The following is an 18,159-nucleotide window of genomic DNA, read 5'->3' as shown; positions in this document are numbered from 1 at the left end:
CTACAGCACTCCCTTCGTAGAAGGCACACCCTTCACACGGGGATCAATCAAAGTTGCCTCATCCAGCGCCCGTCCAAGCGCTTTGAATACAGCCTCAATCATGTGGTGTGTGTTAGAACCGTAGTGTACGATAACATGTAACGTAATCCGTGCTTCGAGCGCGAACTTCCACAGGAACTCCTGAACAAGCTCCGTCGAAAAGCTGCCCACCTGCTGTGAAGGATAGGTTGCACGATATTCAAAGTGCGGGCGATTGCTGATATCGATCACAACCTGCGCCAACGCCTCATCCATCGGTACAAAAACACTCGCATAACGTTTGATTCCTTTTTTATCACCCAGTGCTTCGTGCAGTGCCTGCCCTAGGCAGATCCCAATGTCTTCAACCGTGTGGTGGTCATCAATCTCGATGTCTCCACGCGCCTGTACAGACAGGTCAAATTGTCCGTGCTTCGTGAACAGATCCAACATATGATTCAGAAAAGGAACATCCGTCTCCAGCTCTGAAACTCCACTTCCATCTACGTTAAGAGACAACTTTATATCCGTCTCATTTGTTTTACGGCTTAATCCAGCTTGGCGCAGGGCCTGTTCGTTATTGTTCTCCATATCCGTCTCCACCTTTTCCTTCGTTCTTGAGTCGAATCTCAATGGCTCGTGCGTGGCCTTCTAAGCCTTCGCGACGTGCCAGCTCTATAATGGTCTTCCCATCACGCAAGAGTGCTTCCTTACTGTAATAGATCAGACTTGATTTTTTAATAAAATCATCCACATCCACTGGTGACGAGAAACGTGCGGTCCCATTGGTTGGGATAATATGATTTGGCCCGGCAAAATAATCACCCACGGGCTCGGAGCTATACGCTCCCAGGAAGATGGCTCCAGCATTCTCAATGCTGCCTACGAGGCCCATAGGATCTTCGACAACAATCTCCAGATGCTCTGGTGCCAGTCTATTCACTACGGAGATCCCTTCCTCCATAGATTCCACAACAATGATCGCGCCGTAATTCTCTACCGAAGAACGGGCGATCGCCTGACGCGGCAGCTCTTGCAGCTGACGCTCCACTTCGGCCGCCACGTTATCCGCCAGGCTCTGCGATGGCGTGACCAGAATCGCCGAGGCCATCTCGTCATGCTCGGCCTGCGAGAGCAGATCCGCTGCGACATAAGCCGGCTCAGCGGTCTCATCTGCCAGCACGACAATTTCGCTTGGACCCGCGATACTGTCGATATCCACGGCGCCATATACCTCGCGTTTAGCCAGCGCAACGTATATGTTGCCGGGCCCACATATTTTATCTACCGGCGCTATGCTCTCCGTACCAAAAGCCAAAGCAGCTACCGCCTGTGCTCCGCCCACACGGTAGATTTCATTCACACCTGCTTCTGCGGCAGCAACCAGGATATAAGGGTCAATCCCTTCCTTGCCGCCGGTGGATGGCGGAGTCACCATGACGATCTCCGGCACACCCGCGATCTGTGCTGGGATCACGTTCATCAGCACCGAGGAGGGATAAGCTGCTTTGCCACCAGGTACATATACCCCTACCCGCTTCAGCGGACGAATAATCTGCCCCAGAATCGTGCCATCCGGCTGCAAATCCATCCATGAATTCCGTTTCTGTCTGGCATGGAACGCCCGGATATTGGCTGCAGCTGCTTGAATAGCAGATACGAAAGATTGCTCTACTCGGCCATACGCTGCCTGAAGCTCTTCCGGCGTTACCCGCAGTTGATTCGGCGTAAGTGCAACCCGGTCAAATTGCTCCGTATAGCGAAGAAGCGCTGTGTCTCCTTCTTTTTTAATGGCGGCCACAATTTCCTTTACCGCCTGATTTTGCTCTGGCGTACCATACTCCACTTCCCGCTCTAGCTTAAAGTCCTTGCTCGACACAACCTTCATCGCTGGTTCCTCCCTTTACCCCTAACATCTGTTGCCACCTACCGCAAATTAGGTTGCCCTATAACTGCCTGTAGTCGGTCACACAGTTGCTGTATCTCTTCATTTTTCATCCGATAGCTCACACGATTTGCCACCAGGCGGCTTGTAATTTCGAATATACTCTTCATTTCGATTAATCCGTTGTCCCGCAGCGTTTGCCCGGTCTCTACCATATCCACAATACGATCGGCCAGACCAATCAGTGGTGCAAGCTCGATGGATCCATTTAGCTTCACTACCTCGACCTGTTGGCCCTGCTCCCTAAAATACCTTGAAGCTACATTCGGATATTTCGTCGCTACACGCTGCTGAATTCCCGGCTGCCAGTTCGGCAATCCGATGATCGACATCCGGCAGCGGGCAATGCCAAGATCAAGCAGCTCGTATACATCACGATCTTCCTCCAGCAAAACATCCTTGCCCACGATCCCAATATCCGCCACGCCATATTCTACATATGTAGGTACATCTACTGGTTTCGCCAATATAAACTCCATCCCTGCCTCAGGCAGCGGAATAACAAGCTTGCGTGATGCCTCACCGTCCGGTGGAATCGGAAGACCTGCCTGGCGGAACAGCTCAGCAGCCTTTTCGTAAATCCGGCCTTTTGGCATAGCCACCTTCAATATCTGTGCCATTGTTAAGTTGCCTCCTTTTCCATCTCCATGCAAAATTTATGTTAATCACTTTTTGTACTAGCGATATCCTCAGCCATGCTCACTTACAAAAGATACGAATGTATAGATCTCACCGTACCGTACACCCTCTGCTTCAACCGTGTCCGTATCCAAACGCTTCACCGTTTCAAGCTCTTCTGGACCTGCAGCAAGTCTAGTAACGACTGCATGACCCTCTGACCGCAGGCGTGTTGCCTCTTCCAAGCCTTCTTTTCTGCGAATCGCATCATATTGGATCAAAATAGGCAGCTCTTCCTCTTCGACCACTCCAGTTACACCATCCAGGATGCGATTCGTTTTTAAGGAAAATCCTGTGGATGGGATCGGACGCCCAAACTGTTGCAGCAGATTGTCGTATCTACCACCACTGCATACCGGAAATCCTAACTCCGCTGCATAACCTTCAAAAGTCATGCCTGTATAATAGGAAAAGTCCCCGATCATCGTCAGATCAATCAGTACATGCTGTGATACGCCGTAAGAGACCAGCACCTCCCACACCTTGCACAAATGATCAATCGAATGACGCGCGAGCGGATGATTGCTCAGCTCTAGCGCCTGTCCACAAATCTCCTTGCCTCCGCGCAGACGCAGCAGCCCATCCAGTTCGTTCTTCTGCGCTTCTGTAAGATCCAGCCGCTGTAAAGTCTCCCGGAAAGAAACATAGTCACGGCCCAGCAAATGACTTTTCAGCTCCTCTTGAGCCTCGGGCAGTTCAGGAAGTGCCTCTTGAAATAACCCATTCAGAAAGCCTACATGCCCCATAGCGATCTTAAAAGACTTCACACCCGCGGCTTGCAGCGAAGAAATAGCAAGCGCAACTACCTCCGCATCGGCTTCAGGTGAATCATCACCTACCAGCTCTACACCTGTCTGGAAGAACTCCGCTTCCCGCCCCGCTTCTTCCTCAATGGCACGGAATACATTCGCGTGATATGACAGACGCAATGGCAGTGGCTCATCCTTCAATAGAGAGGCAACAACACGGGCAACCGGGGCAGTCATTTCTGATCGAAGCACCAAAGCCTGACCACGATTGTTAAGTAATTTATAGAGCTTCTGGTCCGACGTAGAGCTAGCCACGCCAACTGTATCGTAATATTCCAACGTTGGAGTCATCATTTGCTGATATCCCCAGCGACTCATGCAATGCAGTACATCGTTCTCAATTTTGCGCAATTTCGTTACGGCCCGGGGCAGATAGTCCCGAACGCCAGACGGCTTCTCAAATCCCTTTGGTTTGGACATCTTCATTGTTCACCTCGTCAGTTATCATTAGATACTGTTTATGTTTACTTTACTATGGTAAAGTGGTAGCAAATTAAAGTATTTTCAATATCGTATCATGTTCACTGCTTTTTCGTCAATCAAACCCTTAGTCGAGCGTTTGGCATTTTCTTTATTTTTGCCTCCCCGCTTATCGAATACTATAATGAGCTAATACGATTGTACTTCATAATTTTGTAATTGGTGTTCTAAAAATATACTTTCAACTAGAAAGAAGGGCTAACGCTTGACTAAATCCTATATGATTGGCGTTGATATTGGTACTACAAGTACAAAGGCAGTTCTCTTCGAGGAGAATGGAGCCATAGTTGCACAAGCGAATATGGGTTATCCCTTGCATCAACCCTCCCCTTCTATAGCGGAGCAGGACCCAGAGCAAATCCTACGTGCAGTGTTTCATACCCTCTCTAATGTCATGCGGCAAAGCGCCGTATCTCCAGATAAGATCCTATTCGTCTCCTTCAGTTCAGCCATGCACAGTGTCATTGCAATTGATCAGCTGGGTAAACCACTTACCGCCTGCATCACTTGGGCTGACAACCGTAGTGCCGGGTCTGCACTTCGCCTGAAGAACGAGTTTAACGGACATGAGTTGTATTTGCGCACAGGAACGCCTATTCATCCTATGTCACCGATTACCAAGCTAATGTGGCTTCGGGATGAGCAGCCTGAGTTGTTCCAACAAGCCTATAAATTCATTTCTATAAAAGAATACATATTCGCTCGGCTGTTCGGCGAATACATCATCGATCATTCCATTGCCTCTTCTACAGGCATGCTCAACCTTGAACTTTTGGAGTGGGATCAAGAGGCCCTGGAGATAGCCCATATTTCACCAGATCAACTCTCACGGCTTGTTCCCACCACAGAGATCATGCAAGGCCTGCTTCCCGGTCTTGCAGAGGAGCTATTACTGCTCCCGACGACACCTTTTGTCGTAGGAGCCAGTGATGGCGTCTTATCCAACCTTGGCGTAGGCGCGATTAAACCCGGTGTAGTGGCCGCAACGATTGGAACAAGCGGAGCGATTCGCACCGTAGTGGATCACCCGCTTACCGATCCTAAAGGACGGACCTTCTGTTATAACTTAACCCCAAAACATTGGGTGATCGGTGGACCCGTTAATAACGGCGGTATGTTGTTCCGCTGGGTACGGGATGAGTTCGCTGCTTCTGAAGTCGAAACCGCCAAACGTCTTGGCATTGACCCTTACGAGGTTCTAACGCGCATCGCGGAACAAGTTCCGGCAGGTAGCGGTGGTCTTCTGTTCCATCCTTACTTAACTGGTGAACGGGCACCGCTGTGGAATCCTGATGCTCGTGGCTCCTTCTTCGGCCTTTCGATGAATCACCATAAGGAGCATATGATTCGCTCGGTACTAGAAGGCGTAATCTTCAATATGTATATGGTTCTGCTGGCTATGGAAGAGCAAATCGGGCGTCCTAGCAAAATTCTGGCTACAGGCGGCTTCGCCCGCTCCTCAGTCTGGCGGCAGATGATGTCTGATATTTTTGATCAAGAGGTCATCATTCCGGAGAGTATTGAAAGCTCCTGCCTCGGAGCAGTAGTGCTTGGTCTTTACGCAACGGGCCGCGTGGACTCCTTCGATGTTGCATTCGACATGATCGGTTCAACTTACCAGCATGATCCGATTGATGAACATACCAAAGTGTACAAACAGCTGCTGCCGATTTATATTTCCGTCTACCGTAGTCTGGAAAGCCAGTATCAAGCTATTGCGGAGTTTCAGCGGGAACAAGCTGGAGAATAGACAAAAAATAAAAGCGCCGGTCAACCCGCATATACGGGAGACCGGCGCTTTTATATTACCTAGCAGTAGACTATGCGCTTATGGAGCCTGTTTTTGCTTTCTTTTGTGCGCCTGACCCGAAAATAATCCAAGACGCAGGCACATACCGGAAGACGAGAGCCACTGCCAGCCATGAAACCAGCAGCGCAACAAGCCATCCTCCTACAATCGCTGCGATGTACGCAAGAGAACCCCCGTGAAACGGTAATTTTCTATAGAAATACAGCAGCATAGGGTGCAATAGATAAATTCCGAAGGAGCATGCTCCTACGGATACCAAAAGTCTTGTCAGCAAGCTACGACCCGCTCCATAGAGCAAGAAGGAGATTTGCAACAGCACCACACAAGAGAGCAGCGCATGTAGATTAGAGAAACCCTCATACCATAAGCTGTTGATGACAGTTTTTTTCGTGTAATTATTAAACCATAGCTCAACATGAACAACCCCTGCTACAATCCATAACAACCACAACGTAATCCAAACCGGACCTTTACCGGCGCGCCAGCCTTCACGTGAAGGCACTAACCATTTTTTCAAAGAAGAGTAATACACTGCAATCCCAGCACCCAGCAGGAAATACGAGAAATAAGTGATCGCCAGACTCCCCTTGGATAACTGCCAATACCCGTGATTGGTCATGTATTTATTCAGCAGCACAAAACCCCACTGTAGTAATAACCCGATCAGCGGCGCCCAAGCCGCCAGATGACGAACCTTTTGCAAACACCACAAAATGAGCGGAAATAACACGTAAAACTGAATAATGATAATAATATAATACAGATGCGTATATGCCGTTCCTGTCCATAAATACTTCCATAGCTTAGAAGCCATCTCCCCCGGAGGTAAGCCCCAAGTATTCCCGGCATTCATTTTTAACGCAAAATACAGCAGTGAAAATACTACATAAGGCACAATAATATAAAGCAGCCTTCTAGTGTAGAACTTTCCTAGCGTTTTGCCACCCAGCGGACGGTCAATATAGTTATAGAAGAGCACGAACCCACTCAAAAATATGAATGAAGGTACGGCGAACTGGCTGAATTTATTAATAAATAAGAACGGATGAAACATGTTTGTACCTAGTGTCTCCGCCAACGTTCGTGAAGTAGCATGAATAGCCAGCACTGCAAAAATAGCAATCGCCCGAAAAATATCCAGCTGCGGAATTCTTTCTTTTTGTCTCATAATCTTTCCTCCTGTTAAGCTCCGCATCGAAGTGATGCCTTTTTAATCAAATATTATGAAGGCTACTTCCCCACGTTTAAGCGTGTGCGTGTATCAGACCTTCTTCTAACGCTATTTCTCCTGCTGCACGAACCCCTTTGCCCGTTCCTCAGGGATATACCCTGACTTTTCCTGCGGACTGGACTCCAAAGAGCGAGGCACGCTTCCAAAAATAATCCATGAACCCGGAACTCGCCGGAAAGCAAACTGCACAATAAGCCAGCTCCCTCCCAGTGCGACCACAAGCCCTCCGTAGATGAATAAAACATATGTTAGCGACTCTAGGGGAATCTGATATCGGAACCTGCGATATACCGCCAGCAATAGCGGATGAATCAAATATATCGCAAATGAGAGTTCACCCAAACGTGTTAAAAAAGCAACAATCCCGCGAGAGGCCTTACGATAGATCAGGAATGTAGCATACAACAGAACCAATGCTGATAACATCGTATGGACATTCCATAATAGCTCGTACCACAGCGAATCCGTCCACACCCCAAAATGGCGGGCCACATACCATAGCTGCACATGGATAAAGGCTGCAATTAACCACCCGCTCACTAACAGGGCAGTCCATCCTTTTTGCCTGGCAGTTAGCTCCCTCCATGGCTTCATCAGCCAAGTCTTCACCTTCTCAAAGTGAATTGCGATATAAGCACCCATCATATAATAAGCCAGATAAGAGATCGCGAGGCTCCCTTTTTCAACAATGTGCAGTTCGTATTTATTCCAGAAAATAAACCCCCACTGAAGTGCCAATCCGAGCGGAACCGCCCATTTAATTAAAAAGCGGGAACTCTGGAGTAGCTTAAGCAGTACTGGAAAAAGCAAATAAAACTGAATGCTGATAAATACAAAATACAAATGCGCATATGCGGAACCTGAGAATAACGCTCTAATAAAGCTGTACAGGTTGCCACCGAGGTTCTGGGTCAATCGTCCGTTCACATATAAGGTTAGTGCGTAATAGCCCATAGAGGCTAGCAGATAAGGTAATAAAATATACTTTAATCGACGACGGTAGAAATTAATAATCAAGCTGCGTGTCACAGGACGCCCATAATAATTATAAAACAATACGAAGCTGCTCAGAAAAATAAATGAGGGCGTACCGAATTTAAAGAAAATGTTGATCCAGTTCAGCCAGTAATAATAAGGGGAATGCAGTGCCTGCTCTCCAGCGGCAAAAGATGAGGAATGCACATGCAATACGCCTAAGATCGCTAATGCTCTGAAAATATCCAGCTGGGGCAGCCTTTCCTGTCTCGCAGTGTTCATATTATATTCCTCTTCTCTACTATGATGGTTGTTCATAGAGACGCTAAGCGGAATGTGGAAACTGAAAATACCAGGAAGCCTGCACCTGCTGATTTTACATTCTGATATTTGAAGCTGAATGCCTAGCGTGGGATTCGCCTTATCACTAACGCTAATTATATCGAATGTATCTGTTCTAAAAACTTAAGAAGAACTTAAAGTTTCCTTAATAATCTTCTCTAAGACGCAAGAAACCCTGCAGAACCTGCGCTAAAAAAACGCAATATGTAACTGCAGGGTTAAAAAAGCATCGTTTACACTTGTTCCGCATGTTCTTCCGTTGAAGAGGGGCGCAGCTCTCGCAGAGGATTGCCTCCGACAAAAGAGCCAGCCGCCACATTTTTGTGCACCACGGAGCCAGCAGCTATAACTGCCCAATCTCCAATGGTTACACCGGGAAGAATCGTTGTATTTGCGCCGATCAATACATTTTCACCGATCACCACTTCGCCCAGACGATATTCCTTGATCAGATACTCATGCGCCAGAATCGTCGTGTTATAACCAATAATAGAATTCTCACCTACCGTTATTTTCTCCGGAAAAAACACATCCACCATTGCCATAAGACCAAAAGCCGTGTGTTTACCAACCTTCATCCCCAGCATCCGTCGATAGATCCAATTCTTTAACGGTAGAATCGGACAATAGCGGGCAATCTGAATAAAAATAAAGTTGCGGACACCCTTCCAAGGGCTGACCGTACGGTAAATATACCAAAGTGAGTTATGACCTTCTACTGGATAACGGGTTACGTTTCTCACGATTCATTCGTTCCTCGCTCCATAATTTCTATAATATCCTTCATGTTATGGATGATAAAGTCCGGATCATACTTGCGGAGCGTATCCTCGCCCTTCAAAGACCAAGATACTCCAGCAGCGTATACACCGGCAGCTTTGGCTGATTGAATATCAACTGCACTGTCACCTATCATTAAGGTTTTGCGAGGATCAACACCAAGGTTGTGGACCGCTGTCAGTACGGGCTCCGGATGTGGCTTTGGTTCAGTAACATCGTTCACAGTCACAATCGTATCCATGTACTTAAGTAAATCGAACCTTTCCAGGGTCTTGATCGTTGTTGGACGGATCTTAGTAGTTACAATCCCAAGTTTGATCCCACGACGCGAGAGCTCCTCAATGGTCTCCTTTACAAGCGGAAAGGAACGCACTAACTCATCATGATGCTCATTATTATAAGAACGATAGGACTTTTCTAACGTACCATTTACATCCTCTAGTCCAGAGAATACTCTCATCTGTTGCTGAAGGGTTGTTCCCATATGCGGAATTATCTCTTCTCTGGTCAGTGGAGCCAGACCATTGTCCTTCAGCGCGTACATAAATGAGCTAATGATTAGCTCATTCGTATCGACAATCGTTCCATCCAGATCAAAAAGAACGCATTCTATCATAAGTTTTACTGCTCCTTCTTATCTCCATCCGCTGGCTGTCCTTGCTCAGGTTGTGTTCCTTGACGAGTTTTCTGCGGTGTATTTACTGCGCTTTCTGGCACTACAGTATCTGCTTGGATCGGTTTAGTACATACGATAGGGTCAGAATAATGTGCTTTAGGCTCTCCGGTTACTCTGCGAATAACGATCAGCAATATAGCTGCCACAATAATAAGTAGAGAAAGCAGCTGAGAAATACGAATATTACCATAGGCAGGATCCAGATATCCTTGTTCAAAACCTAACCATTCCATCGGACTCCATAAGCCGTTTATAAACGAAGCCAGTCCTGCACTTCCGTTAAAAGCTAAACTGTCAGTACGCACAGCCTCGATGAAGAACCGACCGATGGAATACCATATAAAGTAAGACATGAAGATTTCTCCAGCACGTACAAACTTCTGACGACGGAGAACCATCAATAACGCAATCCCTAGTAAGCTCCAAAGAGATTCATACAGGAAGGTCGGATGATGAAAAGCATCTCCTATGTACATTTGATTAACGATGAAGTCAGGTAAATGCAGTTTATCCCGTAAAAAAGATTCCTCAACTACGCTGCCGTATGCCTCTTGGTTGACAAAGTTTCCCCAGCGGCCAATCATTTGACCCGCCAGTAGTCCAGGTGCACAAATATCAACAATACGCCAGAAAGGGTAACCCTTATAACGGAAATAAATAATTCCGCAAATAATCGCTCCTATTAATGCGCCGTAAATGGCGATGCCGCCATTCCAGATCTTAAAGACGTCTATCAGATTATGCTTATAATCGTCCCATTTAAAAGCTACAAAATAAATCCGTGCCCCTATAATTGCCGAGGGTACACCCAGTAGCAGCATATCCATAAAGAATTCTTGCGGGATTCCGAACCGTTTGCCCTCGCGGATCGCAAGAAATAATCCCGCGAGTGCACCGACCCCTAGTATTAACCCGTACCAGTGTACAGGCAGTGATCCAATTGAGAATACAATAGGATCTATTGCTAATGGGAACATTGTCTCACACTCCTAATCGAGATCGTCCATATCCTCAGATATGGTCGCAGTTAACTTATTCGTAAACTGCAGGGCTGCATTAAAGCCCATTTGCTTCAGGCGATAGTTCATCGCAGCAACCTCAATAATAACGGCAAGGTTACGTCCTGGACGTACAGGAATGGTTACAAGTGGAACATCGGTATCAATAATCCGCGTTGTTTCCTCATCAAGTCCAAGCCGGTCATACTGCTTGTCTTGCTGCCAAGCCTCTAATCTAACGACAAGTGTAATCCGTTTATGATTACGGATAGCACCCGCACCAAAAAGTGTCATTACGTTAATGATACCTACTCCGCGAATTTCCAACAAGTGACGGATCAACTCAGGGGCTGTACCATGCAGCTGGTTATCTGAAGTCTGGCGGATTTCCACGGCATCATCAGCGATCAGTCTATGTCCACGTTTTACAAGTTCAAGGGCTGTCTCACTCTTACCAATACCACTACTACCAGTAATCAGCATACCTACACCATATACATCACAGAGTACACCATGAATCGTTGCTGTAGGGGCTAATCTCCCTTCTAAGAAGCTCGTCAAACGGCTGGAGAAAATAGTCGTAGCCATCGAGCTACGAAGCACAGGAAGTCCCTTTTCATTACTTATATCAATTAACTCCTGTGGCACATCCAAACTACGGGTAATTACGATACAAGGGGTATTGTCATTACAGATTCCACGAAGCCTACTTTTACGTTCAGCTTCAGGCAGCATGGAGAAGAATGCGAGTTCTGTCTTACCTAATAATTGAACACGTTCTTCCGGATAATATTCGAAATAACCAGCAATCTCTAGTCCAGGGCGATTCAGGTCATCGACCGTAATAGGTCGTTTTAGACCTTCCTGGCCGGAAATAACCTCTAATTGAAAATGTTGTACCAATTCAGATACTTTTACTTTCTTAGCCATGTAAATTCGTCCTTTCGTCACCTGCGGTATATGTCCGCTTACTGCGTCCGGTTGACAGCGATCTCATTACAATTCCGGAGGTAATTCTCCTGCTATCTTAATTGATAACGCTTGTGAATGCAATCTTAACGCCTATCCATTACGACCCTAATTAAACAATAAAGCCACCCTTTCGGGTGGCTTTATCAAGAGAGAAAAGATCCTGCGATCTTATCCCAACAGAATGTTAACTTCGGATTCTTTATCGAAGAAGTGAACTTTGTTCATATCGATAGCCAATTTTGGCTTGCTGCCTTCGCGAGTAGTGGAACGTCCATCTACACGAGCGATTACAGTAGATTTACCAAGGCCGCTCAAGTAAAGGAGCATTTCGTGACCAAGGTTTTCAGTTACATCAACCAATGAAGTAAAGATTGTGTTCGGGGAAGCTTCCAAGAATACTGGCTCTTCATGGATATCTTCTGGACGAACGCCCATAATTACTTCTTTGCCAATGTAGCCTTTGCTGCGGATGATTTGAGCTTTTCCGCCTGGTACTTCAACATCAAGGTTCTCAGCGCGGAAACGGATAGAACCGTTTGCTTCGGACAAAGTACCATTGATAAAGTTCATTGTAGGGGATCCGATAAATCCAGCTACGAACAGGTTAGTTGGTTCATTGTACAACTCTTCAGGGGAAGCAGCTTGTTGAATGATACCATCATACATAACTACGATACGGTCACCCATTGTCATAGCTTCTGTTTGGTCATGCGTTACGTAGATACAAGTGGTTTCAAGGCGTTTAACCAGTTTAGTGATTTCAGCGCGCATTTGACCACGAAGTTTAGCATCCAAGTTGGAAAGAGGCTCATCCATCAAGAAGACTTGTGGATCACGTACGATAGCGCGTCCCAAAGCGACACGTTGGCGTTGACCACCGGAAAGTGCTTTTGGTTTACGATCTAGCAAATGCTCGATATCGAGAATTCTAGCAGCTTCACGTACTTTCTTGTCGATTTCATCTTTCTTCACTTTACGAAGTTTCAAACCGAAAGCCATGTTTTGGTATACGCTCATATGCGGATACAGGGCGTAGGATTGGAATACCATCGCGATATCGCGGTCTTTAGGTGCAACGTCGTTGACTACACGATCGCCAATGTACATTTTACCTTCGGAGATTTCTTCCAGACCAGCGATCATACGCAAAGTTGTGGATTTACCGCAACCGGATGGTCCAACCAATACTAGAAATTCCTTATCTTTAATATCAAGATTGATATCCATTACTGTTGCTTTATCTGAACCCGGGTATTTTTTGAAAATATGCTCTAAACGTACGCCTGCCATTGTATTTCCCCCTCGAGTTAATTATTGATTAATTGAAAAATTCTTTTTTCCTTGTACATTTATATTACCCTAGACGGGACACGGTGGCTATTTGTAACGTTCACAAAAAACCTATTTCCTTTTCGTCACTTTATACAAAAGCATAGTAAGCTTCACAATAGCAGCGTCCCCAAAGCTACGCACATCGGCACCCGTCTCCTGTTTTATTTTGTCCAGACGGTATAAAAGCGTGTTGCGATGAATATATAACTTCTTGGCTGTTTCACTTACATTACAATCCATCTCAAAAAACGTCTCCAGGGTCATCAGCATCTCTTTATCCGATAATACGGAAGAATAGTCGCCAATCTGTCCAAGTAACTGTTTACGCCGTGCATCAGGAATGCTGTTAACCAAACGTTCCAAATGCAGCTCCCAAGGTAAATGAATATATTCACCCACTTGGAAAATACGTCCGAGTACAATAGTCTCCCTCAGCAAGGCCACGGATCCCGTCAATCCCTTAACAGGAACGATAGCCGGAGCTACAGCCAAATGGAATACACCTACCCATTCGCTAGCTATCAATTCGTGCAAGCCCATACTGGTCTGAGCCAGAATTTCATCTACACTCTCTTCTTCCTCATCCTTATCATCTCCGCCCGTGAGTAGTTCCTTCCGGGCCAATATTAACCATTCTTTTTCTTGAAGAGGTATAAGCAGAATTTCATTCTCAAAATAGCTGCGCAGCAGCTTCATTAAGGAACGATAAGTGATCTGCGGGCTATGTGCATTCTCACTGCTAAGTAGGAATGGAACCATATCTCCGAATAAACGTCCCTTTAGAGCCATCTCATCGGGTATCTCAGAGTCATTTTTCTCTTGCTCCAGTTCGGTGTTCAACCAGGTACCCAGCTGCCGAGCCTCCGCTTCCCCTTCTTCTCTAACCCCAGTAGCTTTTAGTGCAATTGCAAAGTTTCGAACTGCATAATTCACTAATTGTATTTCCAAAGGGTTAAGTCCATCCAATTCCACCCAGACAGCGGTTACACGTCCATCAGTCTCATATAATGGTGCCCAAAGATGACCTTCATGGATTACCGGCTGTTCTTGTGCTTCCAATCCCAGGCTAAAAAGAGAAGCTGAATGTTGCCTCCCTAACTGCTTGATTCCGGTTTTCTTTCCGGTGAGCTGCTCTAACTTTTTTCGCAATGTTTCGCTATCCATAGTCACCATACTCCACCACTTTTGCTCTTTTCGCCTATTTTAGCATATTCTCTAATATTATGTTAATCACTACAGCAGCGCGCTACTATAATACGACATAAAAACACAAAAAAAGCCACCACCCTAAGGTGATGACTTTCTGTTTGGGATGAGCCATGAAGGACTCGAACCTTCGACACCCTGATTAAAAGTCAGGTGCTCTACCAACTGAGCTAATGGCTCATAAATGGTGGGGGATGATGGATTCGAACCACCGAACACGTACGTGAGCAGATTTACAGTCTGATGCGTTTGGCCACTTCGCTAATCCCCCAAAAAAGGTGGCTCGGGACGGAATCGAACCGCCGACACGAGGATTTTCAGTCCTCTGCTCTACCGACTGAGCTACCGAGCCATAAGATTACATGACAATTAAGCGGAAAATTCTTACACTTCCCACTCATTTTGTGGAAAAAATGGCGGAACCGACGGGATTCGAACCCGCGGTCTCCTGCGTGACAGGCAGGCATGTTAGGCCAACTACACCACGGTTCCGCATTAATTAAAAATGGTGCCGGCGAGAGGACTTGAACCCCCAACCTACTGATTACAAGTCAGTTGCTCTACCAGTTGAGCTACACCGGCACGGTGTAAAAGCAATTCTAAAAGATTAAAATGGTGGAGGCTGAGGGGATCGAACCCCCGACCCTCTGCTTGTAAGGCAGATGCTCTCCCAGCTGAGCTAAGCCTCCAGGTATTATGGTAGCGGCGAAGGGGATCGAACCCCCGACCTCACGGGTATGAACCGTACGCTCTAGCCAGCTGAGCTACACCGCCACAATAATTAGTATTGCTATGGATTGAAAATGGCGGAGAGAGTGGGATTCGAACCCACGCACCGCTTACGCAGTCTAACCCCTTAGCAGAGGGTCCCCTTATAGCCACTTGGGTATCTCTCCAAACGATATCAGTACCACAGCAATCCAAACAGGAATTTGACTCCCTGAAAACTGAATCCGAAACGAATCTGCATTCTAAGTATAGGATAAGCCCTCGACCGATTAGTATTGGTCAGCTCCATGCATTACTGCACTTCCACCTCCAACCTATCTACCTCGTCGTCTTCAAGGGGTCTTACTAATTGGGAAATCTCATCTTGAGGGGGGCTTCACGCTTAGATGCTTTCAGCGCTTATCCCGTCCGTACGTAGCTACCCAGCCATGCTCCTGGCGGAACAACTGGTGCACCAGCGGTACGTCCATCCCGGTCCTCTCGTACTAAGGACAGCTCCTCTCAAATTTCCTGCGCCCACGACAGATAGGGACCGAACTGTCTCACGACGTTCTGAACCCAGCTCGCGTACCGCTTTAATGGGCGAACAGCCCAACCCTTGGGACCTACTTCAGCCCCAGGATGCGATGAGCCGACATCGAGGTGCCAAACCTCCCCGTCGATGTGGACTCTTGGGGGAGATAAGCCTGTTATCCCCAGGGTAGCTTTTATCCGTTGAGCGATGGCCCTTCCATGCGGTACCACCGGATCACTAAGTCCGACTTTCGTCCCTGCTCGACTTGTAGGTCTCGCAGTCAAGCTCCCTTATGCCTTTGCACTCTGCGAATGATTTCCAACCATTCTGAGGGAACCTTGGAACGCCTCCGTTACTCTTTAGGAGGCGACCGCCCCAGTCAAACTGCCCGCCTGACACGGTCCCCGTACCCGATAAGGGTACTAGGTTAGAACCTAGATACGATCAGGGTGGTATCCCAACGGCGCCTCCACCGAAGCTTGCGCTCCGATTTCTACGGCTCCCACCTATCCTGTACAGATCGTACCCAAATTCAATATCAAGCTGCAGTAAAGCTCCATGGGGTCTTTCCGTCTTGTCGCGGGTAACCTGCATCTTCACAGGTATTAAAATTTCACCGGATCTCTCGTTGAGACAGCGCCCAAGTCGTTACGCCATTCGTGCGGGTCAGAATTTACCTGACAAGGAATTTCGCTACCTTAGGACCGTTATAGTTACGGCCGCCGTTTACTGGGGCTTCGGTTCATAGCTTCGGGTTACCCCTAACCACTCCCCTTAACCTTCCAGCACCGGGCAGGCGTCAGCCCGTATACTTCGCCTTGCGGCTTCGCACAGACCTGTGTTTTTGCTAAACAGTCGCTTGGGCCTTTTCACTGCGGCCCCCTCGTGCTATTCACACTACCGGGGCACCCCTTCTCCCGAAGTTACGGGGTCATTTTGCCGAGTTCCTTAACGAGAGTTCTTCCGCGCGCCTTAGAATTCTCTTCTCGCCTACCTGTGTCGGTTTGCGGTACGGGCACCTTCTCCTGGCTAGAGGCTTTTCTTGGCAGTGTGAGATCATGACCTTCGCTACTACAATTTTCGCTCCCCATCACAGCCCAGCCTTAATGATGTGCGGATTTGCCTACACATCAGCCTCACTGCTTAGACGGACATCCATCAGTCCGCGTCACTACCCTCCTGCGTCACCCCATCGCTCATAGCGGATTACGGTGGTACAGTAATTTCAAACTGTTGTCCTTCGACTACGCCTTTCGGCCTCGCCTTAGGTCCCGACTTACCCTGAGCGGACGAGCCTTCCTCAGGAAACCTTGGGCTTTCGGCGGATCAGATTCTCACTGATCTTTTCGTTACTCATACCGGCATTCTCACTTGTGTAGTGTCCAGCGCTCTTTTCAGTACACCTTCAACCCCTACACAACGCTCCCCTACCCCAGATACATACGTATCTAGCCATAGCTTCGGTGGTGTGTTTAGCCCCGTTACATTTTCGGCGCAGAGTCACTCGACCAGTGAGCTATTACGCACTCTTTCAATGGTGGCTGCTTCTAAGCCAACATCCTGGTTGTCTGTGCAACTCCACATCCTTTCCCACTTAACACACACTTGGGGACCTTAGCTGATGGTCTGGGCTGTTTCCCTTTTGACAATGGATCTTAGCACTCACTGTCTGACTCCCGGCAATAAGTATATGGCATTCGGAGTTTGACTGAGCTTGGTAATCCTTGCGGACCCCGCACCCAATCAGTGCTCTACCTCCACTACTCTTATACCGAGGCTAGCCCTAAAGCTATTTCGGGGAGAACCAGCTATCTCCGAGTTCGATTGGAATTTCTCCGCTACCCCCACCTCATCCCCGCACTTTTCAACGTACGTGGGTTCGGGCCTCCAGTGCGTGTTACCGCACCTTCACCCTGGACAGGGGTAGATCACACGGTTTCGGGTCTACGTCCACATACTAATTCGCCCTATTCAGACTCGCTTTCGCTGCGGCTCCACCTTCTCGGCTTAACCTTGCATGTTAAACGTAACTCGCCGGTTCATTCTACAAAAGGCACGCCATCACCCATTAATAGGGCTCTGACTTTTTGTAAGCACACGGTTTCAGGTTCTATTTCACTCCCCTTCCGGGGTGCTTTTCACCTTTCCCTCACGGTACTGTTTCACTATCGGTCGCCAGGTAGTATTTAGCCTTAGCAGATGGTCCTGCTGGATTCATACGGGGTTTCACGTGCCCCGCACTACTCGGGATCCGTCTCGGAGAGAACACAGTTTAGGCTACAGGGCTTTTACCTCTATCGCGGGCCTTTCCAGACCTCTTCACCTACCATATTCCTTTGTAACTCCATGTGAGACGTCCCACAACCCCTAAGAGCAAGCTCTTAGGTTTAGGCTGTTCCGCGTTCGCTCGCCGCTACTGACGGAATCACTATTGTTTTCTCTTCCTCAGGGTACTTAGATGTTTCAGTTCCCCTGGTCTGCCTCTACATTTCCTATGTATTCAGAAATGAGTAACTGCGAATTACCACAGCTGGGTTTCCCCATTCGGACACCCCCGGATCAAAGCTTGCTTACAGCTCCCCGAGGCAGTTTCGTTGTTCGCCACGTCCTTCGTCGGCTCCTGGCGCCTAGGCATCCTCCGTGTGCTCTTATTAGCTTAACCTT

General features: G+C 47.5%; 13 protein-coding genes, 8 tRNA genes and 1 rRNA gene. 1 reads left to right on the top strand and 21 read right to left on the bottom strand.

Annotation, left to right across the window (positions count from 1 at the left end; genetic code table 11):
- The 4 genes from hisB to NST58_RS00775 form a co-directional block, all read right to left on the bottom strand.
- Positions 1 to 609: an imidazoleglycerol-phosphate dehydratase HisB gene (gene hisB, locus NST58_RS00790; RefSeq protein WP_036687073.1), complete on the bottom strand. Its 609-nt coding sequence runs from the start codon at positions 607 to 609 to the stop codon at positions 1 to 3.
- The gene (hisD, locus tag NST58_RS00785) at positions 596 to 1,906 is read right to left on the bottom strand and encodes a histidinol dehydrogenase (RefSeq protein WP_076126836.1); all 1,311 of its coding nucleotides are present in this window, start codon (positions 1,904 to 1,906) and stop codon (positions 596 to 598) included. Before hisD ends, hisB begins: the two co-directional genes overlap by 14 nt.
- A gap of 38 nt (positions 1,907 to 1,944) precedes the next feature.
- Entirely contained in the window at positions 1,945 to 2,583 is a 639-nt protein-coding gene (hisG, locus tag NST58_RS00780; protein ID WP_036687062.1) for an ATP phosphoribosyltransferase, read from the bottom strand.
- Positions 2,584 to 2,652: 69 nt separating this feature from the next.
- Positions 2,653 to 3,870: an ATP phosphoribosyltransferase regulatory subunit gene (locus NST58_RS00775; protein WP_339245640.1), complete on the bottom strand. Its 1,218-nt coding sequence runs from the start codon at positions 3,868 to 3,870 to the stop codon at positions 2,653 to 2,655.
- A 280-nt stretch (positions 3,871 to 4,150) separates the two neighbouring features.
- Between NST58_RS00775 and gntK the strand changes: the two genes are divergently transcribed.
- Positions 4,151 to 5,680, top strand: a complete 1,530-nt coding sequence (gene gntK / locus NST58_RS00770; RefSeq protein WP_339248747.1) for a gluconokinase — start codon at positions 4,151 to 4,153, stop codon at positions 5,678 to 5,680.
- Positions 5,681 to 5,750: 70 nt separating this feature from the next.
- On the opposite strand, the gene NST58_RS00765 is transcribed toward gntK, so the two are convergent.
- The 17 genes from NST58_RS00765 to NST58_RS00685 form a co-directional block, all read right to left on the bottom strand.
- The gene (locus tag NST58_RS00765) at positions 5,751 to 6,908 is read right to left on the bottom strand and encodes an acyltransferase (protein WP_076126832.1); all 1,158 of its coding nucleotides are present in this window, start codon (positions 6,906 to 6,908) and stop codon (positions 5,751 to 5,753) included.
- Positions 6,909 to 7,019: 111 nt separating this feature from the next.
- A complete protein-coding gene (locus NST58_RS00760; protein ID WP_076186883.1) occupies positions 7,020 to 8,228 on the bottom strand; it encodes an acyltransferase in 1,209 nt (402 codons plus the stop codon).
- A gap of 293 nt (positions 8,229 to 8,521) precedes the next feature.
- On the bottom strand, positions 8,522 to 9,031 hold the full coding sequence (locus NST58_RS00755; protein WP_170914218.1) for an acyltransferase: 510 nt from the start codon (positions 9,029 to 9,031) through the stop codon (positions 8,522 to 8,524).
- Positions 9,028 to 9,684, bottom strand: coding sequence for a pyrophosphatase PpaX (ppaX, locus tag NST58_RS00750; RefSeq protein ID WP_076126829.1), 657 nt, complete (start codon positions 9,682 to 9,684; stop codon positions 9,028 to 9,030). The genes NST58_RS00755 and ppaX overlap by 4 nt, the downstream gene beginning before the upstream one ends.
- A gap of 5 nt (positions 9,685 to 9,689) precedes the next feature.
- A complete protein-coding gene (gene lgt, locus NST58_RS00745; RefSeq protein ID WP_076126827.1) occupies positions 9,690 to 10,721 on the bottom strand; it encodes a prolipoprotein diacylglyceryl transferase in 1,032 nt (343 codons plus the stop codon).
- Positions 10,722 to 10,733: 12 nt separating this feature from the next.
- On the bottom strand, positions 10,734 to 11,672 hold the full coding sequence (hprK, locus tag NST58_RS00740) for an HPr(Ser) kinase/phosphatase (protein WP_036687047.1): 939 nt from the start codon (positions 11,670 to 11,672) through the stop codon (positions 10,734 to 10,736).
- Between the two features lie 210 nt (positions 11,673 to 11,882).
- Complete coding sequence (gene ugpC, locus NST58_RS00735) at positions 11,883 to 13,004, bottom strand: sn-glycerol-3-phosphate ABC transporter ATP-binding protein UgpC (protein ID WP_076126826.1); 1,122 nt, start codon at positions 13,002 to 13,004, stop codon at positions 11,883 to 11,885.
- A 111-nt stretch (positions 13,005 to 13,115) separates the two neighbouring features.
- Positions 13,116 to 14,210, bottom strand: a complete 1,095-nt coding sequence (locus tag NST58_RS00730; RefSeq protein WP_339245637.1) for a helix-turn-helix domain-containing protein — start codon at positions 14,208 to 14,210, stop codon at positions 13,116 to 13,118.
- 149 nt (positions 14,211 to 14,359) lie between these two features.
- Positions 14,360 to 14,432 (bottom strand) — tRNA-Lys (locus NST58_RS00725).
- A gap of 5 nt (positions 14,433 to 14,437) precedes the next feature.
- Positions 14,438 to 14,523, bottom strand: a tRNA-Tyr gene (locus NST58_RS00720).
- 8 nt (positions 14,524 to 14,531) lie between these two features.
- Positions 14,532 to 14,604, bottom strand: a tRNA-Phe gene (locus tag NST58_RS00715).
- 62 nt (positions 14,605 to 14,666) lie between these two features.
- Positions 14,667 to 14,744 (bottom strand) — tRNA-Asp (locus NST58_RS00710).
- Positions 14,745 to 14,758: 14 nt separating this feature from the next.
- A tRNA-Thr gene (locus NST58_RS00705) sits at positions 14,759 to 14,834 on the bottom strand.
- 31 nt (positions 14,835 to 14,865) lie between these two features.
- Positions 14,866 to 14,941, bottom strand: a tRNA-Val gene (locus NST58_RS00700).
- Positions 14,942 to 14,949: 8 nt separating this feature from the next.
- Positions 14,950 to 15,026, bottom strand: a tRNA-Met gene (locus NST58_RS00695).
- A gap of 30 nt (positions 15,027 to 15,056) precedes the next feature.
- Positions 15,057 to 15,148: transfer RNA gene (locus NST58_RS00690), tRNA-Ser, on the bottom strand.
- 82 nt (positions 15,149 to 15,230) lie between these two features.
- Positions 15,231 to 18,157, bottom strand: a 23S ribosomal RNA gene (locus NST58_RS00685).
- Positions 18,158 to 18,159: the final 2 nt, after the last annotated feature.

Source organism: Paenibacillus sp. FSL R10-2796 (assembly GCF_037965315.1).
GTDB lineage: Bacteria > Bacillota > Bacilli > Paenibacillales > Paenibacillaceae > Paenibacillus_AQ > Paenibacillus_AQ odorifer.
The sequence above is the reverse complement of the archived record's forward strand: the minus strand, read 5'-3'. Positions and strand labels throughout refer to the sequence as shown.

Excerpts from the sequence above, each read along its gene's own strand:
- NST58_RS00760 (WP_076186883.1), bottom strand. The coding sequence starts at position 8,228 with ATGAACACTGCGAGACAGGAAAGGCTGCCCCAGCTGGATATTTTCAGA.
- NST58_RS00730 (WP_339245637.1), bottom strand. The coding sequence starts at position 14,210 with ATGGATAGCGAAACATTGCGAAAAAAGTTAGAGCAGCTCACCGGAAAG.
- lgt (WP_076126827.1), bottom strand. The coding sequence starts at position 10,721 with ATGTTCCCATTAGCAATAGATCCTATTGTATTCTCAATTGGATCACTG.
- hisB (WP_036687073.1), bottom strand. The coding sequence starts at position 609 with ATGGAGAACAATAACGAACAGGCCCTGCGCCAAGCTGGATTAAGCCGT.
- hisG (WP_036687062.1), bottom strand. The coding sequence starts at position 2,583 with ATGGCACAGATATTGAAGGTGGCTATGCCAAAAGGCCGGATTTACGAA.
- NST58_RS00775 (WP_339245640.1), bottom strand. The coding sequence starts at position 3,870 with ATGTCCAAACCAAAGGGATTTGAGAAGCCGTCTGGCGTTCGGGACTAT.
- ugpC (WP_076126826.1), bottom strand. The coding sequence starts at position 13,004 with ATGGCAGGCGTACGTTTAGAGCATATTTTCAAAAAATACCCGGGTTCA.
- ppaX (WP_076126829.1), bottom strand. The coding sequence starts at position 9,684 with ATGATAGAATGCGTTCTTTTTGATCTGGATGGAACGATTGTCGATACG.
- NST58_RS00765 (WP_076126832.1), bottom strand. The coding sequence starts at position 6,908 with ATGAGACAAAAAGAAAGAATTCCGCAGCTGGATATTTTTCGGGCGATT.
- hisD (WP_076126836.1), bottom strand. The coding sequence starts at position 1,906 with ATGAAGGTTGTGTCGAGCAAGGACTTTAAGCTAGAGCGGGAAGTGGAG.
- gntK (WP_339248747.1), top strand. The coding sequence starts at position 4,151 with ATGATTGGCGTTGATATTGGTACTACAAGTACAAAGGCAGTTCTCTTC.
- hprK (WP_036687047.1), bottom strand. The coding sequence starts at position 11,672 with ATGGCTAAGAAAGTAAAAGTATCTGAATTGGTACAACATTTTCAATTA.